At 37.4% G+C, this 18,530-nt stretch carries 17 protein-coding genes; 13 read left to right on the forward strand and 4 right to left on the reverse strand.

The window, feature by feature from the left end:
• The first annotated feature begins 46 nt into the window (after positions 1–46).
• The 5 genes from ilvD to CLLU_RS11035 all read left to right on the forward strand — a co-directional run bounded on the left by ilvD (position 47) and on the right by CLLU_RS11035 (position 6,087).
• A complete protein-coding gene (ilvD, locus tag CLLU_RS11015; RefSeq protein ID WP_106009838.1) occupies positions 47–1,705 on the forward strand; it encodes a dihydroxy-acid dehydratase in 1,659 nt (552 codons plus the stop codon).
• Between the two features lie 20 nt (positions 1,706–1,725).
• A complete protein-coding gene (locus CLLU_RS11020; protein ID WP_242977570.1) occupies positions 1,726–2,658 on the forward strand; it encodes a bile acid:sodium symporter family protein in 933 nt (310 codons plus the stop codon).
• Between the two features lie 90 nt (positions 2,659–2,748).
• Entirely contained in the window at positions 2,749–4,362 is a 1,614-nt protein-coding gene (gene ilvB / locus CLLU_RS11025) for a biosynthetic-type acetolactate synthase large subunit (RefSeq protein ID WP_106009839.1), read from the forward strand.
• A 15-nt stretch (positions 4,363–4,377) separates the two neighbouring features.
• Positions 4,378–4,869 (forward strand): acetolactate synthase small subunit, encoded by a 492-nt coding sequence (gene ilvN / locus CLLU_RS11030; protein WP_207655992.1) that lies wholly within the window; start codon positions 4,378–4,380, stop codon positions 4,867–4,869.
• 198 nt (positions 4,870–5,067) lie between these two features.
• Positions 5,068–6,087 carry an oxidoreductase gene (locus tag CLLU_RS11035; protein ID WP_106009841.1) on the forward strand — a complete coding sequence of 340 codons (1,020 nt, stop codon included), beginning with the start codon at positions 5,068–5,070 and terminating at the stop codon, positions 6,085–6,087.
• 20 nt (positions 6,088–6,107) lie between these two features.
• Here the strand turns inward: CLLU_RS11035 and CLLU_RS11040 are convergent, their stop codons facing one another.
• A complete protein-coding gene (locus tag CLLU_RS11040) occupies positions 6,108–7,349 on the reverse strand; it encodes a D-alanyl-D-alanine carboxypeptidase family protein (protein WP_106009842.1) in 1,242 nt (413 codons plus the stop codon).
• 139 nt (positions 7,350–7,488) lie between these two features.
• Here CLLU_RS11040 and CLLU_RS11045 point away from each other — a divergent pair, with 139 nt between their 5' ends.
• On the forward strand, positions 7,489–8,097 hold the full coding sequence (locus CLLU_RS11045; RefSeq protein ID WP_106009843.1) for an NUDIX hydrolase: 609 nt from the start codon (positions 7,489–7,491) through the stop codon (positions 8,095–8,097).
• A 64-nt stretch (positions 8,098–8,161) separates the two neighbouring features.
• Here CLLU_RS11045 and CLLU_RS11050 read toward each other — a convergent pair whose 3' ends face one another.
• On the reverse strand, positions 8,162–9,643 hold the full coding sequence (locus CLLU_RS11050) for a nicotinate phosphoribosyltransferase (RefSeq protein ID WP_106009844.1): 1,482 nt from the start codon (positions 9,641–9,643) through the stop codon (positions 8,162–8,164).
• A 139-nt stretch (positions 9,644–9,782) separates the two neighbouring features.
• On the opposite strand from CLLU_RS11050, the gene CLLU_RS11055 reads away from it, so the two are divergent.
• From CLLU_RS11055 to CLLU_RS11065, 3 genes are all read left to right on the forward strand, one after another.
• Positions 9,783–11,798, forward strand: a complete 2,016-nt coding sequence (locus tag CLLU_RS11055) for an ATP-dependent helicase (RefSeq protein WP_106009845.1) — start codon at positions 9,783–9,785, stop codon at positions 11,796–11,798.
• Positions 11,799–12,075: 277 nt separating this feature from the next.
• Entirely contained in the window at positions 12,076–12,702 is a 627-nt protein-coding gene (locus CLLU_RS11060; protein ID WP_106009846.1) for a TetR/AcrR family transcriptional regulator, read from the forward strand.
• 75 nt (positions 12,703–12,777) lie between these two features.
• A complete protein-coding gene (locus tag CLLU_RS11065; RefSeq protein WP_106009847.1) occupies positions 12,778–13,641 on the forward strand; it encodes an SAM-dependent methyltransferase in 864 nt (287 codons plus the stop codon).
• A 183-nt stretch (positions 13,642–13,824) separates the two neighbouring features.
• Here the strand turns inward: CLLU_RS11065 and CLLU_RS11070 are convergent, their stop codons facing one another.
• Positions 13,825–14,697, reverse strand: a complete 873-nt coding sequence (locus CLLU_RS11070) for a LysR family transcriptional regulator (protein ID WP_106009848.1) — start codon at positions 14,695–14,697, stop codon at positions 13,825–13,827.
• Between the two features lie 305 nt (positions 14,698–15,002).
• Here CLLU_RS11070 and CLLU_RS19140 point away from each other — a divergent pair, with 305 nt between their 5' ends.
• From CLLU_RS19140 to namA, 3 genes are all read left to right on the forward strand, one after another.
• A complete protein-coding gene (locus CLLU_RS19140; RefSeq protein ID WP_242977572.1) occupies positions 15,003–15,596 on the forward strand; it encodes an MFS transporter in 594 nt (197 codons plus the stop codon).
• A 19-nt stretch (positions 15,597–15,615) separates the two neighbouring features.
• Entirely contained in the window at positions 15,616–16,443 is an 828-nt protein-coding gene (locus CLLU_RS11075; RefSeq protein WP_337955807.1) for an MFS transporter, read from the forward strand.
• A 256-nt stretch (positions 16,444–16,699) separates the two neighbouring features.
• On the forward strand, positions 16,700–17,722 hold the full coding sequence (namA, locus tag CLLU_RS11085) for an NADPH dehydrogenase NamA (RefSeq protein WP_106009850.1): 1,023 nt from the start codon (positions 16,700–16,702) through the stop codon (positions 17,720–17,722).
• Positions 17,723–17,898: 176 nt separating this feature from the next.
• On the opposite strand, the gene CLLU_RS11090 is transcribed toward namA, so the two are convergent.
• Positions 17,899–18,129, reverse strand: a complete 231-nt coding sequence (locus CLLU_RS11090) for a helix-turn-helix domain-containing protein (protein WP_106009851.1) — start codon at positions 18,127–18,129, stop codon at positions 17,899–17,901.
• 167 nt (positions 18,130–18,296) lie between these two features.
• Here CLLU_RS11090 and CLLU_RS11095 point away from each other — a divergent pair, with 167 nt between their 5' ends.
• The gene (locus tag CLLU_RS11095) at positions 18,297–18,437 is read left to right on the forward strand and encodes an aspartyl-phosphate phosphatase Spo0E family protein (protein WP_158255917.1); all 141 of its coding nucleotides are present in this window, start codon (positions 18,297–18,299) and stop codon (positions 18,435–18,437) included.
• Positions 18,438–18,530 lie beyond the last annotated feature (93 nt).

The raw sequence follows: 18,530 nt of genomic DNA on the forward strand, positions 1-18,530 counted from the left end.
TATAGGAGATAGTTCGGTAATATGAGTTTGAGGAGGAATTTTCAAAATGAGAAGCGATTTAGCAAAAAAGGGAATCAAAGGTGCACCGGCTAGGGCACTTATGTATGGAATGGGATTTACAAAGGAGGAAATTGAAAAGCCTTTAATTGGAATAGTAAATTCACAAAACGAAGTTGTTGCAGGACATATGCACCTGGATGAAATAGCGAGAGCAGCTAAGCTGGGGGTAGCCATGGCCGGTGGAACATCTATGGAATTTCCTGCAATTGCAGTTTGCGATGGAATAGCCATGGGACATATAGGTATGAAGTATTCACTTCCGTCGAGAGAACTTATAGCGGATTCAATTGAAGCAATGGCACTGGCTCACGAATTTGACGGACTTGTTTTAATACCAAATTGTGACAAGATAGTTCCTGGAATGCTGATGGCAGCTGCAAGACTCAATATACCGGCTGTTGTGGTAAGCGGAGGACCTATGAGAGCAGGCAGATTGAATGACAAAACACTGGATTTCAGTACATGTATAGAGCAGGTAGGGGCCTGCAGTGACGGTAAAATAACAGAAGAGCAGCTGGAAGAAGAGGTTAAAAGATCATGTCCAGGGTGCGGATGCTGTTCCGGACTATTTACGGCAAACAGCATGAATTGTCTTACCGAAGTTCTTGGAATGGGGCTTCCTATGAATGGAACTGCACTTGCCCAGACCGGGGAGAGAAATCAGCTGGCAAAATATGCAGGTATGTACGTTATGGATTGCGTGAAGAATGACAGAAAGCCAAGAGACATAATGACTTTAAATGCATTTAAGAATGCCATAACTGTGGATATGGCTATGGCAGGTTCAACCAATACGGTTCTTCATCTTCCAGCAATTGCACATGAAGCAGGTATTACACTTGATTTGGATTTGTTCCATGAAATAAGTAAAAAAACTCCCTGTCTCACAAAATTAAGTCCAAGCGGGAAGCATCATATGGAGGATCTGCATATGGCAGGCGGAATAGAAGCCATTATGAATGAACTTTCAAAAAAAGATCTGATAAATGAAGATGCATTGACTATTACGGGAAAAACCGTAGGTGAAAATATAAGAAATTATAGTGTACTTGATTATGAGGTCATAAAACATATAAATGAGCCTTACAGCAGTGAAGGTGGAATAGCAATATTAAGGGGAAATCTTGCACCAGATGGAGCAGTAGTTAAAAAATCTGCAGTAGCACCGGAGATGCTGGTACATGAAGGACCTGCAAGAGTATACAATTCAGAAGAGGAGGCGGTAAAGGCCATTTTCGGAAATGAAATAAACAGAGGGGATGTAATTGTAATAAGGTATGAGGGACCTAAAGGAGGGCCTGGAATGAGGGAAATGCTTTCACCTACTTCTGCAATAGCAGGTATGGGACTTGACAAGGACGTAGCTCTTATAACAGATGGAAGATTTTCAGGAGCCACAAGAGGAGCATCTATCGGACATATATCTCCAGAGGCCATGGAAGGTGGACTGATAGGGCTTGTAGAAGAAGGGGATACCATATTTATAGATATCACAAACAAAAAGATAGAATTGAAAGTGAATTCTGTAGAAATTGAGAAGAGGAAGAAGAAGTATGTAAAACCTGAGCCCAAGATAAAAACAGGATATTTGTCCAGATATGCAAAGTTAGTAACTTCTGCTAATACCGGGGCGATACTCAAATAGACGTGGAAGGAGAAAATTAGTTGATTAAAAAAATAAGCACCATTTGCAATAAATATTTTGCACTTTTAGTTATAATAATTGCCATAATAGCTTTAATGAGGCCTAATACATTTTTGTGGGTGGTTCCCAGAGTGTCACTCTTACTTGGAATCATAATGTTTGGAATGGGAATGACTCTAAAGAAAGAAGATTTTAAAGAAGTTTTCACAAGACCTAAGGATGTACTTGTGGGAATCATAGCCCACTACATTATAATGCCAGCTGTAGCTTATGCATTATGTGTATTTTTAAAATTACCAAAGGATATTGCAATTGGTGTAATACTCGTAGGTTGCTGCCCAAGTGGTACTGCATCCAATGTAATGTGTTTTATAGCAAAAGGTGATTTGGCACTTTCAGTGTGTATAAGTTCCATATCCACGATTTTAGCTCCTATTTTTACACCGGCTCTTATATTGTTATTGGCAGGGAAATGGGTTGATATACCTGCTGCGGCACTGTTTGTTGATATTTCCAAAATAGTAATACTGCCTATTGTTCTTGGAGTTGTCTTCAATAAGGTTGCAGGCAAAACGGCTTCCAGAGTGGTAAATGTATTACCTATTGTTTCGGTGATAGCCATAGTTTTAATAGTTGGCGGAGTTGTAGGAGCAAATTCTAAAAAACTTATTACCACTGCTGCAATTGCCATAGGAGCTGTTGTACTTCACAACTTGTTTGGTTTCTTGTTTGGATATCTGGCTGCCAAGGTAATGAAAATGGATTATGCAAAAAGAAAGGCAGTTTCATTCGAGGTTGGAATGCAGAATTCGGCTTTAGGTGTTTCACTTGCCATGAACTTTTTTTCTCCTGTGTCAGCCATACCGGCGGCAATATTCAGTGTATGGCACAATATTTCAGGTCCTACTCTTGCGAGTTACTGGGCCAGTAAATTCAAAAAAGTGGATAAATAGGTTCTGCAATTTTGGTTATGCACAATAGGCAAATATTTTTACTTATTGTGCATAAAAAATATATAAAATCAACGGTAAGGAGAGATAAATATGAAATCTGCTGAAGCAATTGTCCAATGTTTAAAAAAAGAAAATGTAAAAGTGATATTTGGGTATCCGGGAGCTGCAGTCATTCCCATGTATGAGGCTCTGAGAAAATCAGATATCGAACATGTACTTGTAAGGCAGGAGCAGGCAGCAGGGCACGCGGCTAGTGGATATGCCAGGTCTACTGGAAAAATCGGAGTCTGTATTGTGACCTCGGGGCCGGGGGCTTCGAATCTTATTACGGGTATTGCTGCCGCTTATATGGATTCAATTCCCATGGTTGTTATTACAGGACAGGTGAAATCTACATTAATTGGAAGAGATGTTTTTCAGGAATTGGATATTACAGGGGCTACTGAGTCTTTTACAAAGTATAATTTTCTTGTAAAGAAGGCAGAACATATACCTGAAATTATGAAGGAGGCATTTTATATAGCACAAACAGGAAGAAAAGGTCCGGTGCTTATAGATATACCTGTAGATATAATGGATAAAGATATTGATAAGTTTGAATATCCGGAAACCGTTGATATAAGGGGATATAAACCGACTACGGAAGGCCATTTTGGACAGATAAAAAAGATAGTGGATAGAATTAAAACCAGCAGAAGGCCCCTTATATGTGCAGGCGGAGGGGTTATCCTTTCAAAAGGTGAAAAGCAGTTCAGAGAATTTGTTGAAAAATCCCATATACCTGTTGTTCACACTCTGATGGGAAAAGGTGTAATGAATGAAGATAGCGATTACTATATAGGCATGATAGGAACTCATGGTTTTGGTTATGCCAATAAGGCTGTAAGAAATGCAGATGTTTTAATACTCATTGGAGCCAGAGCTTCAGACAGAACTACTTGCGGTATAAGTCAATTTGCTGAAAAGGCTGATATAATTCATATAGATATTGATCCTGCTGAAATAGGCAAAAATTTGAATACAAATATTCCAGTAGTAGGTGATATAAAAAATATCCTGGAGCAATTATCGCAAAGAATATGTTCTTTAAACACCAAAGAGTGGATAGATGAGATAAAGACATGGGAAAAGAATATGCAGCTTCAGGGCAAAGGTACAGATGGAGTAAATCCAAGAAATGTTTTGCAAAATGTATCGGAAGTATTAGAAGAAGATTCAATTTTAACTGCAGATGTAGGTCAAAACCAAATTTGGTGTGCACGTAATTTCAAAATCACGGCTGAAAGAAAATTTTTTACTTCTGGTGGACTCGGAACCATGGGGTACTCAATTCCAGCAGCTGTTGGGGCGAAAATAGGATGTCCTGCTAGAAAAGTGGTAGCTTTTGTTGGTGATGGCGGCTTTCAGATGAGTATGTTTGAACTTGGAACTATTTTGGAAAATAAAATAGATATAACCATAGTGCTTTTCAATAATTCAGGACTTGGATTGGTTAGAGAAATTCAGAGAAATAACCATCTTAAAGAATTTGGAGTTAATTTTAAAAACAACCCGGATTTTGTAAAACTGGTGGAAGCCTATGGATTGTCAGCAAAAAGAGTAAAAAATGATGATGAATTTAAAGAGGCTTTTCAGGAAGCACTGCATTCAGATAGGGCTTTTTTAATAGAATGTATGGTAGATCCACGTGAAAGTACATTTTAGAGGGGAGTGAGTACTATAAAAAGATATGTGTTGTCAGTATTAGTGGAAAATCACTCTGGAGTTTTGAGCAGGATAGCTGGGCTTTTCAGCAGAAGGGGATATAATATACACAGCCTTACCGTAGGGGTTACGGGAGATCCTAAAATATCAAGGATGACTATTGTCTCTCTGGGAGACGATTATATATTCGAACAGATAAGCAAACAATTAAACAAATTGATTGAAGTTATAAAAGTAATAGATCTGACGGATGCCCCGGCTGTTTATAGAGAACTGTGTCTGGTAAAAGTATCTGCGGATTCAAATAATAAATTACTTATTATGGAGATTGTAAACACTTTTCGAGGTAACATAGTGGATATGGGTGATAAAAGTTTGACAATTGAAACAACCGGTGACGAGGAAAAAATATCTGCTTTTATCGATATTATGAAACCCTATGGAATTAAAGAAATTGTGCGTACAGGACTTACAGCCGTTTATAGAGGTAATAAATTAGAACAGTGATATAATAAATGTCCACCAGCTTGTCTGGTGGTTTTTCCATATAGTATTCTTCTTGGATGATTCTATCTTTTACATATCAATACTCTCCTTCTGGTTAGTATACTACAAAATAGTGCGTACTTTCTTTTACAAGTATAATACATTATAATAAGAAATACAAAAATGTTCAAGTTGAACAGGGTTTGGGAGAGTGATGATATGTCCAATATATTTAGTCCGATTCGAGTGAAAAACGTCAATTTCATCAATAGGATTGTTATGGCACCTATGGTGCGTTTCGGCTATCCAAGCAAAAATGGTATCATGGGTGAAAAACTTTTACAGGATTATTTAGGGCGGTCAGATAAAGGAATCGGCCTAATGATTAGCCAGGTGCTTTCCGTTTCAACTGAACGGGAGATAGCAGGTAGAGCGGGAGCTTATTCGGATCAGCACATTGACTATCTGAGTAAAATAGCGGAAACCTGTCATAAAAGCGGCACCAGATTTTTTGCACAGCTTGGCTTACCCGACTTTAGCTTTTATGACGACAATTCGGAAAATGTCAACAAACTGACAAAACAAGAATTAGTTAAAATCAGAGATTGGTTTATCCGGAGTGCCGAGATTTGCCAAAAGTCTGGTCTTGATGGTATTGAATTGCATGGAGCACACACATTTTTCCTGAATATGATGGCTTCGTCTTATTCCAACAAACGGCAGGATACTTACGGCGGCGATTTAATAGGAAGATTGACTTTGGTAAAGGAAATTACAGAAGCAATTAAAAGTTTCGCCGGAGAGTACTTTGTTGTGTCCTATCGAATGGGCTGGGGCGACGATCTTGATATAGATGTCCAGACTGCTCGAGTTTTGGAGAATATGGGTATTGATATGTTGCATGTGTCTACTGGAATACCGGAGGATAGAAAACTGCAACTGCCTATGGATTTTCAATACAATGATGTAGTCTACACAGGATGCCATGTTAAAAAGCATGTAAATATCCCTGTCATTGCTGTGAATAATGTTAAAACATTGAACAGAGGAAATGTATTGATTGAAAATAACTGCTGTGATTTTGTGGCATATGGAAAGCCATTTTTGGCCGATTCAGATTTCATAAAGCATTCAAGGAAAGACAGCAGCTATAAGCCCTGCTTTGAATGCAGTGAATGTAAATGGTTTACAAATGGCGAAAAATGTCCGGCACAAATAATAGCAAAAGCTCATTCTTAATAAAACTTATTTACTGAATCCTACCTAAAACTTTGGGAAATTTTTTTGTAAATAATTTTTATTGCCAGGCCGCATATGAGGATCAGCAGCAGAGTTTTTAGATAAACGGGGATGCTTTTTTTTAAAAGCTCCTGTTTTGGTAGAGCAGAATAAATTTTATAAGTTTTAGAAGAATCTCTTTCCTTTACAGCTAGATCTCCCAGTGGAACCTGGCCTTTTAAAGCTTTTGAATTGATGTTTGAAAGCTTTATATCCTTTCTCAGCTCTTTTTTATTTAGGTCATTGGCATAATAAGTTACATTATCCTTGACTTTTACAGGAACTTCTAGATTTATATAGGGACCTATAAAATGCAGAGGTCTGTATTTTATAAATTGTTTTCCGATTATGGAATCCTTCTTATATAGAATAACTGGTGTTTCACTGTAACTCCAATTTATTATTTTCTCCATATCATTGAATACATAAGTATCTTCAGGATCGTATATGGAGTTCATCACAACTCCCAAAATCTGTTTTCCATTTCGATTATATATAGCTACAAGGCATCGTCCAGCAGGTATGGTGTACCCGGTTTTACCGCCAATGCAGCCATCTTTTCCAAGTAGCTTGTTTGTATTTTTAATGGGAAGAGCAAGGCCGCTGGCAGTTTTTATTGTAGCCTGATAGGTTCCCATGGTATTTCTTATCCACAGACTTTTAAAAGCCTCCCTTGCAATTATACTCATATCGTAAGCAGTACTATAATGTTCTGGATTGTGCAGCCCATTTGGTGTTACAAAATGAGTATTTTTTAAGTTTAATTTTTTTACATATTCATTCATTTTTTCAGCGAAGGAATTTGAATCCTTGGACAAATTTTCTGCAATTACGTAGGCCATATCATTGGCAGAGTACATGAGAAGACCATTCATTACATCTTTGGCAGACAAGGTATCGCCTACACTGATGGAGTGGATGTCTTTATTTATAGAGGATTCAGGCTGCACCTTGGCTCCCTTGGTATAGGTTAAAGTATCATTTTGCTTTCTATTCTTGTCCAGAAGAATAGCTGTTAGAAGTTTTGTAGTACTGGCCGGATATACTCTGATATCTGAATTCTTTTCATATATTATTTCGCCAGTTTGCATGTCCACTGTTATGGCTGCTTTTCCATAGATATCAGGAGCTGTGTTTCCAGCTGGTTCAGCAGCCAGTACATTATAATTTAAAAAGAGTATGAATATGAAAGAAAGTAATGATATATTGATTTTATTTTTCAAAGTACATCACTCCATCTGCTTGAAATTTAAGTATGTATTTTATCAAAAACATATTATATAATTAATATGACATTTTAAAGTATAGCATTAAGGAATATATTTTACAATTGAGGACTATTGTATTTTAGGAGGTATTGATTTGATAGACAGGATAGAACACATATTCAGAGGTAGAAAAGGGAAACTTATGGGAAATTTTAATAAGAGCGCAGTTGCAATACCTCTTTGTGCGGAGGGTGGAAATATAGATGTAATATTCGAAGTCAGGGCTTTAAGCCTTAAGCATCAGCCTGGAGACATATGCTTCCCCGGTGGAAAAATGGAGACGGGAGAAACTCCTGGCATAACAGCCGTAAGGGAAACTATGGAAGAGTTAAACTTGAAAAGAGAAAATATAGAGGTTATAGGGGAGATGGACTATGTGATAACCCCCTATAATTTTATAATGTATCCTTTTGTATGCAGGATCAGCAGTCAGCGTATAATCCCGAACAAAAGCGAGGTGGATCATGTCTTCAAGGTGCCATTGAAATTTTTTATACAAAATAATCCACTGGTCTATGAAATGCCTGTAGTTTCTCAGCCGGGAGAAAAATTTCCATATGAGCTTATAGCAAATGGGAAAGACTACAAATTTAGAAGCGGGAAAATAACCGAGTATTTTTATCAGTACAAGAAATATGTGATTTGGGGATTTACAGCTTGCATAATAAAAGAATTTGCAGATATAATAAAAAACAATCTGTAGATATGATCATAAAAAGGGCCTGTTACTTTGCTTAGCAGGTCCCTTTTAATAGTTAAATCTATATTTATTCCTCGTAGGTGTAAGAGTATTTTCCAAGTAAATCCTGTTTTAAATCCCAGAGCTTTTTGGATAGATCCACATAGTAGTGATGGGGGTTTTCAAGCCTTACTGTTTCAGGCCACAATTTAGAAGTCTCTTCCTGTACTACATTTTTAATATCAGATACATCAGGACTTTTATATACAAGATGTCCCTTATCAAATATCTTTACCATAAGTTCTTTAACGTAATAGTCCTTTATTTTTTTCCTTTTCCAGGTAAACACAGGGTCAAATATTTGAAGAGGTTTATCCGTGTCCAATTTCTCATCCCTCAAAGCTATTAAATCCGCAATGGCCTTGTCTTCATTTTTACTGTAAATTCTATATATTTTTTTGAAGCCGGGGTTGGTTATTTTTTCTTCGTTTTCACTTATCTTTATTTTAGGTATTACGTTTCCATCCTCATCCTCTATAGCAGATAATTTATACACTCCTCCAAATACAGGCTCCGATTTTGCAGTTATCAATCTTTCGCCGACTCCGAAGGAATCAATGCAGGCACCTTGACTCAGTACATCTCTTATGATAAATTCATCCAGGGAATTTGAAATAACTATCTGCACCTCTGGAAGACCGGCTTCATCCAGAATTTTTCTGCATTTTTTGGTAAGATAGGTTATATCACCACTATCAATTCTTATGCCCTTTGGCTTGTAGCCGTTGGGAATCAAAAATTCTTTGAAAACCTTTATGGCATTGGGCAAACCTGATTTTAGTACATTATAGGTATCTACTAAAAGCACGCAATTATCAGGATATACTTTTGCCCAGGCTTTAAAAGATTCATATTCAGAAGGGAATAGCTGTATCCAACTGTGGGCCATAGTTCCGACAGCGGGTATTCCAAACATCTGATCAGCTATAGTACAGGCTGTGGAGCTGCAGCCGCCTATAACTGCAGCTCTGGCACCATACATAGCTGCATCAGGGCCCTGTGCTCTTCTGGAGCCAAATTCCATTACAGGTCTTTTACCTGCTGCTTTGCAGATTCTGTTTGCTTTTGTGGCAATCAGGGTCTGGTGATTTACAGTTAAAAGTATCATGGTTTCCAGAAATTGAGCCTGGATAGCGGGTCCCCTTACAGTTATCAGGGGCTCACCGGGAAATACCGGATTACCTTCGGGAATAGCCCAGACATCACAGGAAAATTTAAAATTTTTGAGATAATTTAAAAATTCTTCTGAAAATTGATTTTTACCTCTTAGGTATTGTATGTCCTCCTGGAAAAATTTCAAATTGGATAAGTACTCTATAATCTGCTGAACTCCGGCCATGATACAGTATCCTCCATCATCCGGAATTCGCCTGAAAAACATGTCAAAATAAGCTATTTTGTTTCCCATATTGTTTTCAAAATATCCATTACCCATGGTAAATTCATAGAAGTCTACCAGCATGGTAAGATTTCTTCCATTTGTAATGTCAAAGTTTTTTGAGCTTTCCATATAAAAATCTCCTCTATTTATGTTTTAATTTAGATGATTATGAACAAAATTATGTATATACATATTGTAATACTTAACATGAAATATTACAAGATTATAGATGCAGTAAGCTTGTTGTAAATGCGAGGAGTAGGGTATGATGGAAAATAGTTTGGATATGAATCAGATGAAGGCAGTGCATAATGAGTCAAAAAATATAATGCTATGTGCACCTCCGGGCTCAGGTAAAACCACGGTTATTATAAACAGGGTATACTATTTGATAAACTTTAAAAAGGTAGAACCAGGAAATATATTGGTGATAACTTTTACGAGATCTTCAGCTTACGATATGAAGAACAGGTATTTATCAATTTCCAATACGACACATATGCCTTTCTTTGGAACTTTTCATTCCCTGTACTACAATATATTGAAAAAATACAGAGGTAAAATAGGAATAATATCATCGTCTAAAGCATGTCAATTGGTGAAAAATGTACTAACTTCCTATTTGAATTCCATAGGGGATGAAAAGATAAAAGAGATTTTAAATGATATATCTCTTTTTAAAAATGCAGGAGATGATATAAAAAATTTCAGTAGTAAATCAGACAAAACTGTATTTATGGAATGTTTTAATAAATATGAAAAATACAAGACTACAAATGACTTAATGGATTTCGATGATCTTCAACTTGAGGTTAAAAAGCTTTTTCAGAAAAATAAAAATATTTTGGATCATTACAGAAAAATATTCAAATATATACTGGTGGATGAATTTCAGGATTGTGACAAACTGCAGATAGAAATTTTACAATTAATAGGCAGGTACAGCTCTTTGTTTGCAGTGGGAGATGAGGATCAATGCATATATTCCTTTAGAGGTTCCAGGCCGGACTGTATGGTGAATTTTAAGGAATACTTTCGAGATGGTGAGAAACTGTTTTTGAAGACCAATTATAGAAGTGTAAAAAACATAGTTGAAATGTCTAAAAATGTTATAGGGAATAATAAAAATAGAAATTTGAAACCCATTTGCAGCAGCAGGCGGGAAAATGGAAAAATTGATTTTAAAATATTTACAAGAGAAAGGGATCAGGCGTATTATGTTTCGGAATCCATAGGAAAACTTATAGGGAAAGATAAATGTAAATATGAAGATATTGCAGTACTTTACAGAACCAACATGGAATCCAGAATTTTAATAGATGCATTTTTGAAATACAATATAAAATTCAAACTGCTGGATATACAGTATAATTTTTTCAATCATTTTATATGCAGGGATTTAATAGCATACCTTAAATTGTCTCTGGACATGTGTGATAAAGAGAGTTTTATGACTATTATAAATAAGCCTTTCAGATATATAGGAAGGGTCGGAATAGAAAAGGTGAGAAAAAACAGAGTAAGTGAAAGCTGTTTTGAAATCTTGAAAAAAACAAGTGACATTCCCATTTTTCAGCTTAAAGTTCTGGATGAACTTAAGAGGAAGATGAAAAAGCTGAGTAAAATAAAGCCCCAAAATGCTGTGAAATTTATACTGGATAAGGTAAATTATCTGGATTACTTAAAAGCTTACTGCAGAAAATCAAACAGAGATTTGGAAGAATTTCTGCATATTTTATATGAATTTGGAGCCTCCTGTGAGAATTTCGATACAATATCAGAATTTTTAGATCATGTAAATAGGGTAAAAAAGACCATAGAACAGAGTATAGGAAAAAAGAACAGGGTTACGCTTAGCACAATTCATGGTGTGAAAGGCATGGAATTCAAAAATGTATATATGATAAACTGCAGCGAAGGACTTTTGCCCCATGAAAACAGTATTGAGAATAACATTGAGGAGGAAAGGCGGCTCTTTTATGTGGGGGTTACAAGGGCCATAGATAATCTGAATTTATGCTGCAGCAGTAGCATAAGGGGCAAAGCAGTGGAGGTATCCAGGTTCATAAAAGAATGCGGAGTATTTGATACATATGATTATGCCGAAAAACTTCATCTAAATATAGGGGATGCTGTAGTTCACAAGCTATATGGAAGGGGAAAGGTATCAGATAAAAAAGATGATTTTATAAGTATACTATTTTCCAATAATATAGAGAGAACATTTAAATGCTGTGCACTTTACAGCGGCCAATTAATTGAGAAAGCAGAGGAAATTTTTTAGTAAACATTATAAATATTATGTAAATTAAAATAAAATGTAAACCGAAAAATAAAAATCCTGCAAACTCATAAATTAAAAAGACATTTTTAAATTTATCTAATTACACAAAGTATTAATGCCAATTAAAAATATTAGCTATATTGGCCAGATGCTTAAATCATGTTATTATAATTTTGAGCAATTGCTCAAATAAATATATTTTTTAAAGTTATAAGCTTTATCACTGGTTAAACGTTGGCTGATACTATCACGAATATTTAGCAAAGGATCTTATGAAATGAAAACGGACTTTTTCGATGCTATAGATAATAAAAAGAAACGTCTAATACTAGAGGCGGCACTTAAAGAGTTTTCCCTCAAGGGTTATGCTGCCACGACCACGAGAGATATTGCCAAAGCTGCAAATGTATCAAATGGATTACTGTTTTATTATTTTAAGGATAAAAATACGCTGTTTTTTAAGTTAATAAATTACAGCATTGAACATATTCTTAAAATAATTTTATCAGAATTAAAGGAGGATCTTAGTTATTTCGATGCACTGAAGCAGCTTTGTATAACAAAACTTGAACTTTCAGTAGAATACCCTGAGGCATATAAGCTGTTAATGGAAGAGGTTGCTTATTTTCCTGAACAATTTAAACAGGATAATATACGTATAAAGCTCGAAATTGAAAAAAAACTGTGTTTCATTGAAAAAAGCAATAAAACCATGTTCAAGAAGGATCTCAACACGATTCTTATAAAGGAAATTCTTGTGTCAGCCCTTGAAGGTATGACTGAACGACTGATTTCTGAATATCGTAGTGAAAATATTACAATGGAAGATGTCCTTAGAATTGGTTTTGAAAAAGCGAATGTCTATTTGAACTTTTTCAGTAATAATTTTACTTTAGATAAATAGAAGAGCATTGATACTTTATATTTTGACATCATAGAACATTAGAACTTTAAGTTAATTACTAAGGAGGAGTATATCATGGTAAAAGCAGCAGCTAAGACAGGAGCCGATCCAACTGCACTTGTTGCTATTGAGCAGTATTTTCCTGAAACAGAGCGTATTATCAAGGACAACCTGGCGGATCAATTACTACCCTCTGGAAGAGGCTTTTTATGGATGATGCATTTTAATTCAGTTAGGAATTGGATGGTACGTATAACTGAGAAAAGCTTTCCCGGTCTCTGGAGCTGTATGATGTGTAGAAAGAGATATATAGATGAAAAGCTAATAGATTCAGTCAATAAGATTGAAGCAGTGGTGAATTTAGGAGCTGGATTTGATACTCGTGCATATAGATTACGAGAACTCTCGGATATTCCTGTTTGGGAGCTGGATCAGCCTAAAAATATTGAAGCTAAGAAGATTCAGCTCGATAAGGTGTTTGAAACTATTCCGTCCCATGTAAAGCTTGTTCCGATAGACTTCGACCATCAGGATATAAGCACTAGATTGAAATCTCATGGATATTTGATAGATAAACGGACATTTTTCATATGGGAAGGTGTTACGCAGTATTTAACTGAAGAAGGTATCAGATCAACCTTTGACTTTCTTTCAAATGCTGTATCAGGCAGCCGGCTTGCTTTCACATATGTTCGTAAAGATTTTGTTAAAGGTGAAGCCAGGTATGGCTGGGACAAAATATATGAAAATTATGTAATAAATAAGATCTGGATTTTTGGGATGAAACCTGAAGAATGGCCCAATTTTTTAAAAGAGTATGGGTGGAAGGTGATTGAAGATATAGGTTACGATGAAATGACCGATAAATATGTTAAACCCACCGGCAGACAACTGGCTTCAACTCAAGTAGAACGAATGATTTATGCAGAGAAGTTATAGGGTTTTTATATTAAATTTATTTACTAAAGTTCAGCTCTACTTTTTTATGTATTATTCTGTGTCCTTTTATGGATTTTACCCCATAAGATTGCATCTATGCTGGACATACTATGGCAAAACAGAGCGCTGATATTTACCCATGATCTGTTTTGGGTCACAGCTGCGTAACAGTATGCCGGAAATTTAAGGTGATGCAGTGTTCTCGGAAAACATAGGTAAATAAAAGGGCACATTTTCTTTTTTCATGGCAGCGGAAATCTCTCGATAAATTGGAATCTGGCTGATTTTCCGAACGGCAACTGACGGGTCTTGAATTCCCTTTGCTACAATCGAAGGCAAAAGTGTGACGCCGTTTCCACGACTCACATAGCTTAGGAGCGACTCCGTCAGATCAAGCTCTAACACGATATTAGGCGTGATCTTTATGCGGTTGCATTGCTTGCGTATAGAGGCACGAATGGTGCACGGGTCTTTATAGAGCACGAGTTCTTCATGCAGGATGATGTCCATGAAACTAATGTCCTCTCGGTGATACAGGGAATGAGTTACCGGAAAGACCACATAGAGTGGTTCCGTCATAAGTGGAATCACGGCAATGTCTTTCTGCGGCTCCGCATTAGAAAGCAGCACCATATCAAATTTTCCACTTTCAACACCATCCACGAGTTCTCTGTTGGAAAGACAGGTATCAACGATTACCTGATTTTTTCCCCCTGCTTTCAGATTTTCCATATACCGAGGGAGAAAATAGGTCACAAGATTCCCAAGTCCGCCGATACGCAGCTGATGCACGTCTTTAAAATGCCTGACCTGATCAACCGCCCGATCAAACTCATCCAGTATGCCGCTCATCTTCTCATAGAAAAGCCTGCCCTGCGGGGTAGGTTCCACTCCGTCATAATTTCGGTTGAGCAATTTGCAATCAAGTCTTTTTTCAAGCTGTCGGAGCTGTTTTGAAAGTGATGGCTGCGAGATGTAAAGGTGCTCGGATGCTTTATTCAAGCTGCCACAACGAACGATTTCTAGAAAATATCGTATTTGTTCAAAACTGATCATTATATTCCTTTCATTTATAAGTATAGGCTATGCGTTTTAGCTATACCTAGTATACATGATAGCAATTAGACAAAATCTAAAATATAGTTTACCATTTAAATAATAATAATAACATGATCCATTTCTTTTGTCAATTTTTTAACGTTAAGCGGATCAGGAAAAGAGGAAATAGAGTGAAAGTCATAGGAATCAATGGAAGTCCACATTTCAACAGCAGCGTATTCAAACACAAGGCAGGTGCTGCTGTTACGGCGGTACGCAGAGCATGGCTTCTAAAAAAGATAAATGCATAAAGGAGAGTCATCATGCTTCACGTCAGTAAACCAAAAAAAACAACTGAATATGGTTTAGTCATTTTTGTTCTTTCTCTCACAACGCTGATGTCTGCGATAGACACAAACATCGTCAATATCGGTTTAACGACAATTGAAAAGTCCCTGGATGCGAATTTTATAAGCCTTCAGTGGGTTGCGCTTAGTTACCTGTTGGCTGTCACTTCGCTGATCGTCGGCATAGGGCGCATCGGTGATATTTTCGGGAAAAAAAGGATATTTATCTTTGGAATAGGGCTGTTCACATTCACTTCCCTGTTGTGTGGTGCGTCCGCTTCTATTTATGAGCTGATCGCGTTCCGTGCCTTTCAGGGGATTGGCGGTTCGATTCTGATGGCGTTATCCTTTGCTATTGCGGGTGACATGATCCCGAAAGAGAAAATTATACAAGGTATGTCCATTCTAACTGTGATGTTTGATGTTGCCGACTGGTTTTGCTTTAGGACCTTCTGTTGGAGGGCTTCTGATTGGCGTTTTTGGCTGGAGGTCGATCTTTCTCCTGAATGTGCCAATCGGTCTCGCAGCGCTTTTGTTCGCCCTGCGTTTCCCAGCGATTCCCGTCACTGAGAAGATTCGAAAGCTTGATATGTGGGGTCTGTTTCTTCTGACCGCCGTGTTGATCTGCTATGTGATGAGCATCACTCTGGCTGAGAGTCATGGTTTCAGCAAAAGCGTTCTACTGCTTGCTGCCGGAGCTGTTGTAGGAATTGCCGTATTTTTGTTTCTTGAAAAAAATACGGAGTTTCCCCTTTTGGATTTAAGCCTGTTCCGAAACTCCGTATTCAGTGCAAGCCTTGCGGTTAGTGTGTTGCTTTACACGACAACGACAGGGGCGCTTGTCATTCTCCCATTTTATCTGCAGCAGGCAAAAGGGCTTTCCACTTCCGTATCTGGGATCATGATGATGACGGGGGCGGTTGGGTGTGCGCTGTTTACGCCGCTGTCTGGTGTTGCAGCTAAACGTTTCGGTGATTTTCCCGTCATAATTTTCGGGATAACGGCTATGGGGATCGGATCCCTGTTTATGTCTACGGTTGGGCTTTCCACAAGCGTTGTTACATTTTCCGTCATATGGTTTTTCTTTAACGGATGCCTTGCTTTCTTCCAGACGCCGAATAACACATCCATTATAGCGCATGCCAAGCCTCAACAGCGCGGATTGGCATCGGGTCTACTTAATTTATCGCGTACCATCGGACTTACCACCGGCGCTGCGGTAATCGGCGCCGTCTTCTGTACATTTGCCCGTACGGCATCAATCGGGAGTGCCAGTCCCCGAAAGATTGCTGACGGAATACACGATACGTTTATAGTTACAGCCGGCATACTGGCGTGTGCATTGTTTATTGGGCTGATTGCACTGCGTCCGGGTAAGTCGCCTGCAGCGGAAAATACGGATGAATTGGCTGATTAATCACCGCTAAATTATGCTATAGAAAGGAGTGGATAGATTTATGCAGCAAATTAATAATAGTTTTTCGAAAAGGAACGCTCTTTTGGCACCAAGGCTTATAAAAGCCTTGAAAAGCCGAAAAATCCGAGCCTATTACTGTGCGGATGCAACGGAAGCTGTTGAAAAGGCGCTTTCCCTAATTTCTCCGGGCTCTACTCTTTTAGAAGAGTCAAAAAGCTTGTAATAATTAAAAGATGAAAGGTGTGTGTATAAAATTATGAAGTTATTTGAATCCTATAATGTAAAAAACATGACGCTGAAAAATAGAATTGTTATGCCACCTATGTGTATGTATCAAGCATCTGAGAATGGCTTTCCGACTTTATTTCATATTGCTCACTATGGCAACAGAGCGGTCGGCGGAGTGGGACTTATTATCGTGGAATCCACGGGTGTAACGCCAGAGGGCAGGATTACAGATCAGGATCTTGGTATTTGGGATGATAACCATATACCGGCCCTAAAGCAGATTGTCGATGTTTGCCACCGAGAGGGGGCTAAAATTGCCATTCAACTTAATCATGCCGGCAGAAAAAGTACATCCCTTTCAGGTGGACTATTTGGTCCCAGTGCAATACCGTTCAGTGACAAGGATCGCACGCCTTATGAATTAACCAAAAGTCAGATTTCAACGATCATAGCTGCTTTTCAAAAAGCGGCTGAAAGGGCAAATGCTGCTGGATTCGATGCACTGGAGATACATGCGGCGCATGGGTATTTGCTACACTCTTTTTTATCTCCGCTTACTAATCGGCGTACTGATGAATATGGCGGGAGCCTTGAAAACCGTGTACGGTTCCTGCGACAGGTACTGGAAGCAGTCCGAAAAGTATGGCCAGTGAAAAAGCCGCTCTGGCTGCGTGTGTCAGCGCATGATTATGCAGACGGCGGTATTAATGGCGACATGATGGTGCGAATCGTCAACGAGATTGGCAATTTTATTGACCTTGTTCATGTCAGTACAGGCGGCTTGCTGCCGGCTGGTGTTAAAAACTATCCGGGATATCAAGTGGGTCTGTCAAAACAAATCCGCAGAGAGTGTAAAAAACCGACCATTGCTGTTGGTCTAATTACAAATGCGGAAATGGCTGAGAATATCTTACAAGATGGATGTGCTGATTTAATTGCATTTGGCCGGGAATTATTACGCAATCCGTATTTCGCAATTAAGGCAGCCGAAAAATATAATGTCTCTGGATACATTCCAGAACCGTACAAAAGGGCCTACCCACATAAGTAATGGTAAAACACTGGTTTGCAAAAGCTGAGGATGGACCATGTATAGTTCTGATATATCTGTGAGCATTCTGCTCATTATCTATGATAAAGGCCTCATCTGCAAAAGGTGAGGCCTTTTAACTCTATTCAAATTATCTATAAATATGAATCAAGTTAACGAGAAAATAGTATTGTTTTTTAATTGTTCTCCATTGCTTTTTCGATACCTGAAATAAAGTCACTAGCTTTTATATCTAAACTTTTGCAGATTCTAAAAATGATGTTTAAAGTTGGATTTCGCTTCTGGCGTTCAATCATGCTGATATAGGTTCTATCAACATTGCATTCATGTGCAAGATCCTCCTGAGATAATCCACATTTTATTCTGCGGTTTCTTAAAGTTATAGCAAGTGCATTTTCTAATGTCATGTAAACCACCTCTCGGATTTAATTTTAAAAAAAATGTTACAAATTGTCTTCATACTATAATCTACAACAAGCGATTTTTGTGATATAATTTAAAAGTGTTTTGCAATAATTTGTATAAATGTTAAACTTTAAATTGTTATTTATGAGAAAGGCAGGTTGAAATTTACGTGATAAATGATAAAGTAAACGATTTGAGAGAGAGATTACATAAATTAATTGAGGAAAAGGCAGATTATAGAGAAATATTAAAAGTAAGTCAAAAACTAGATAAATATATAAATCAGGTTATAAAAAGTACAAGCAGTTGAAAATTTATTGTGATAAATTGATAAAACTTTATAAGCTTAAAAAAACTTCTGTTTTTATAATGGAATTCCTTTTAAGAAAGGTTTGTATGATAG

Source organism: Clostridium luticellarii, assembly GCF_002995845.1.
GTDB classification, from domain to species: domain Bacteria; phylum Bacillota; class Clostridia; order Clostridiales; family Clostridiaceae; genus Clostridium_B; species Clostridium_B luticellarii.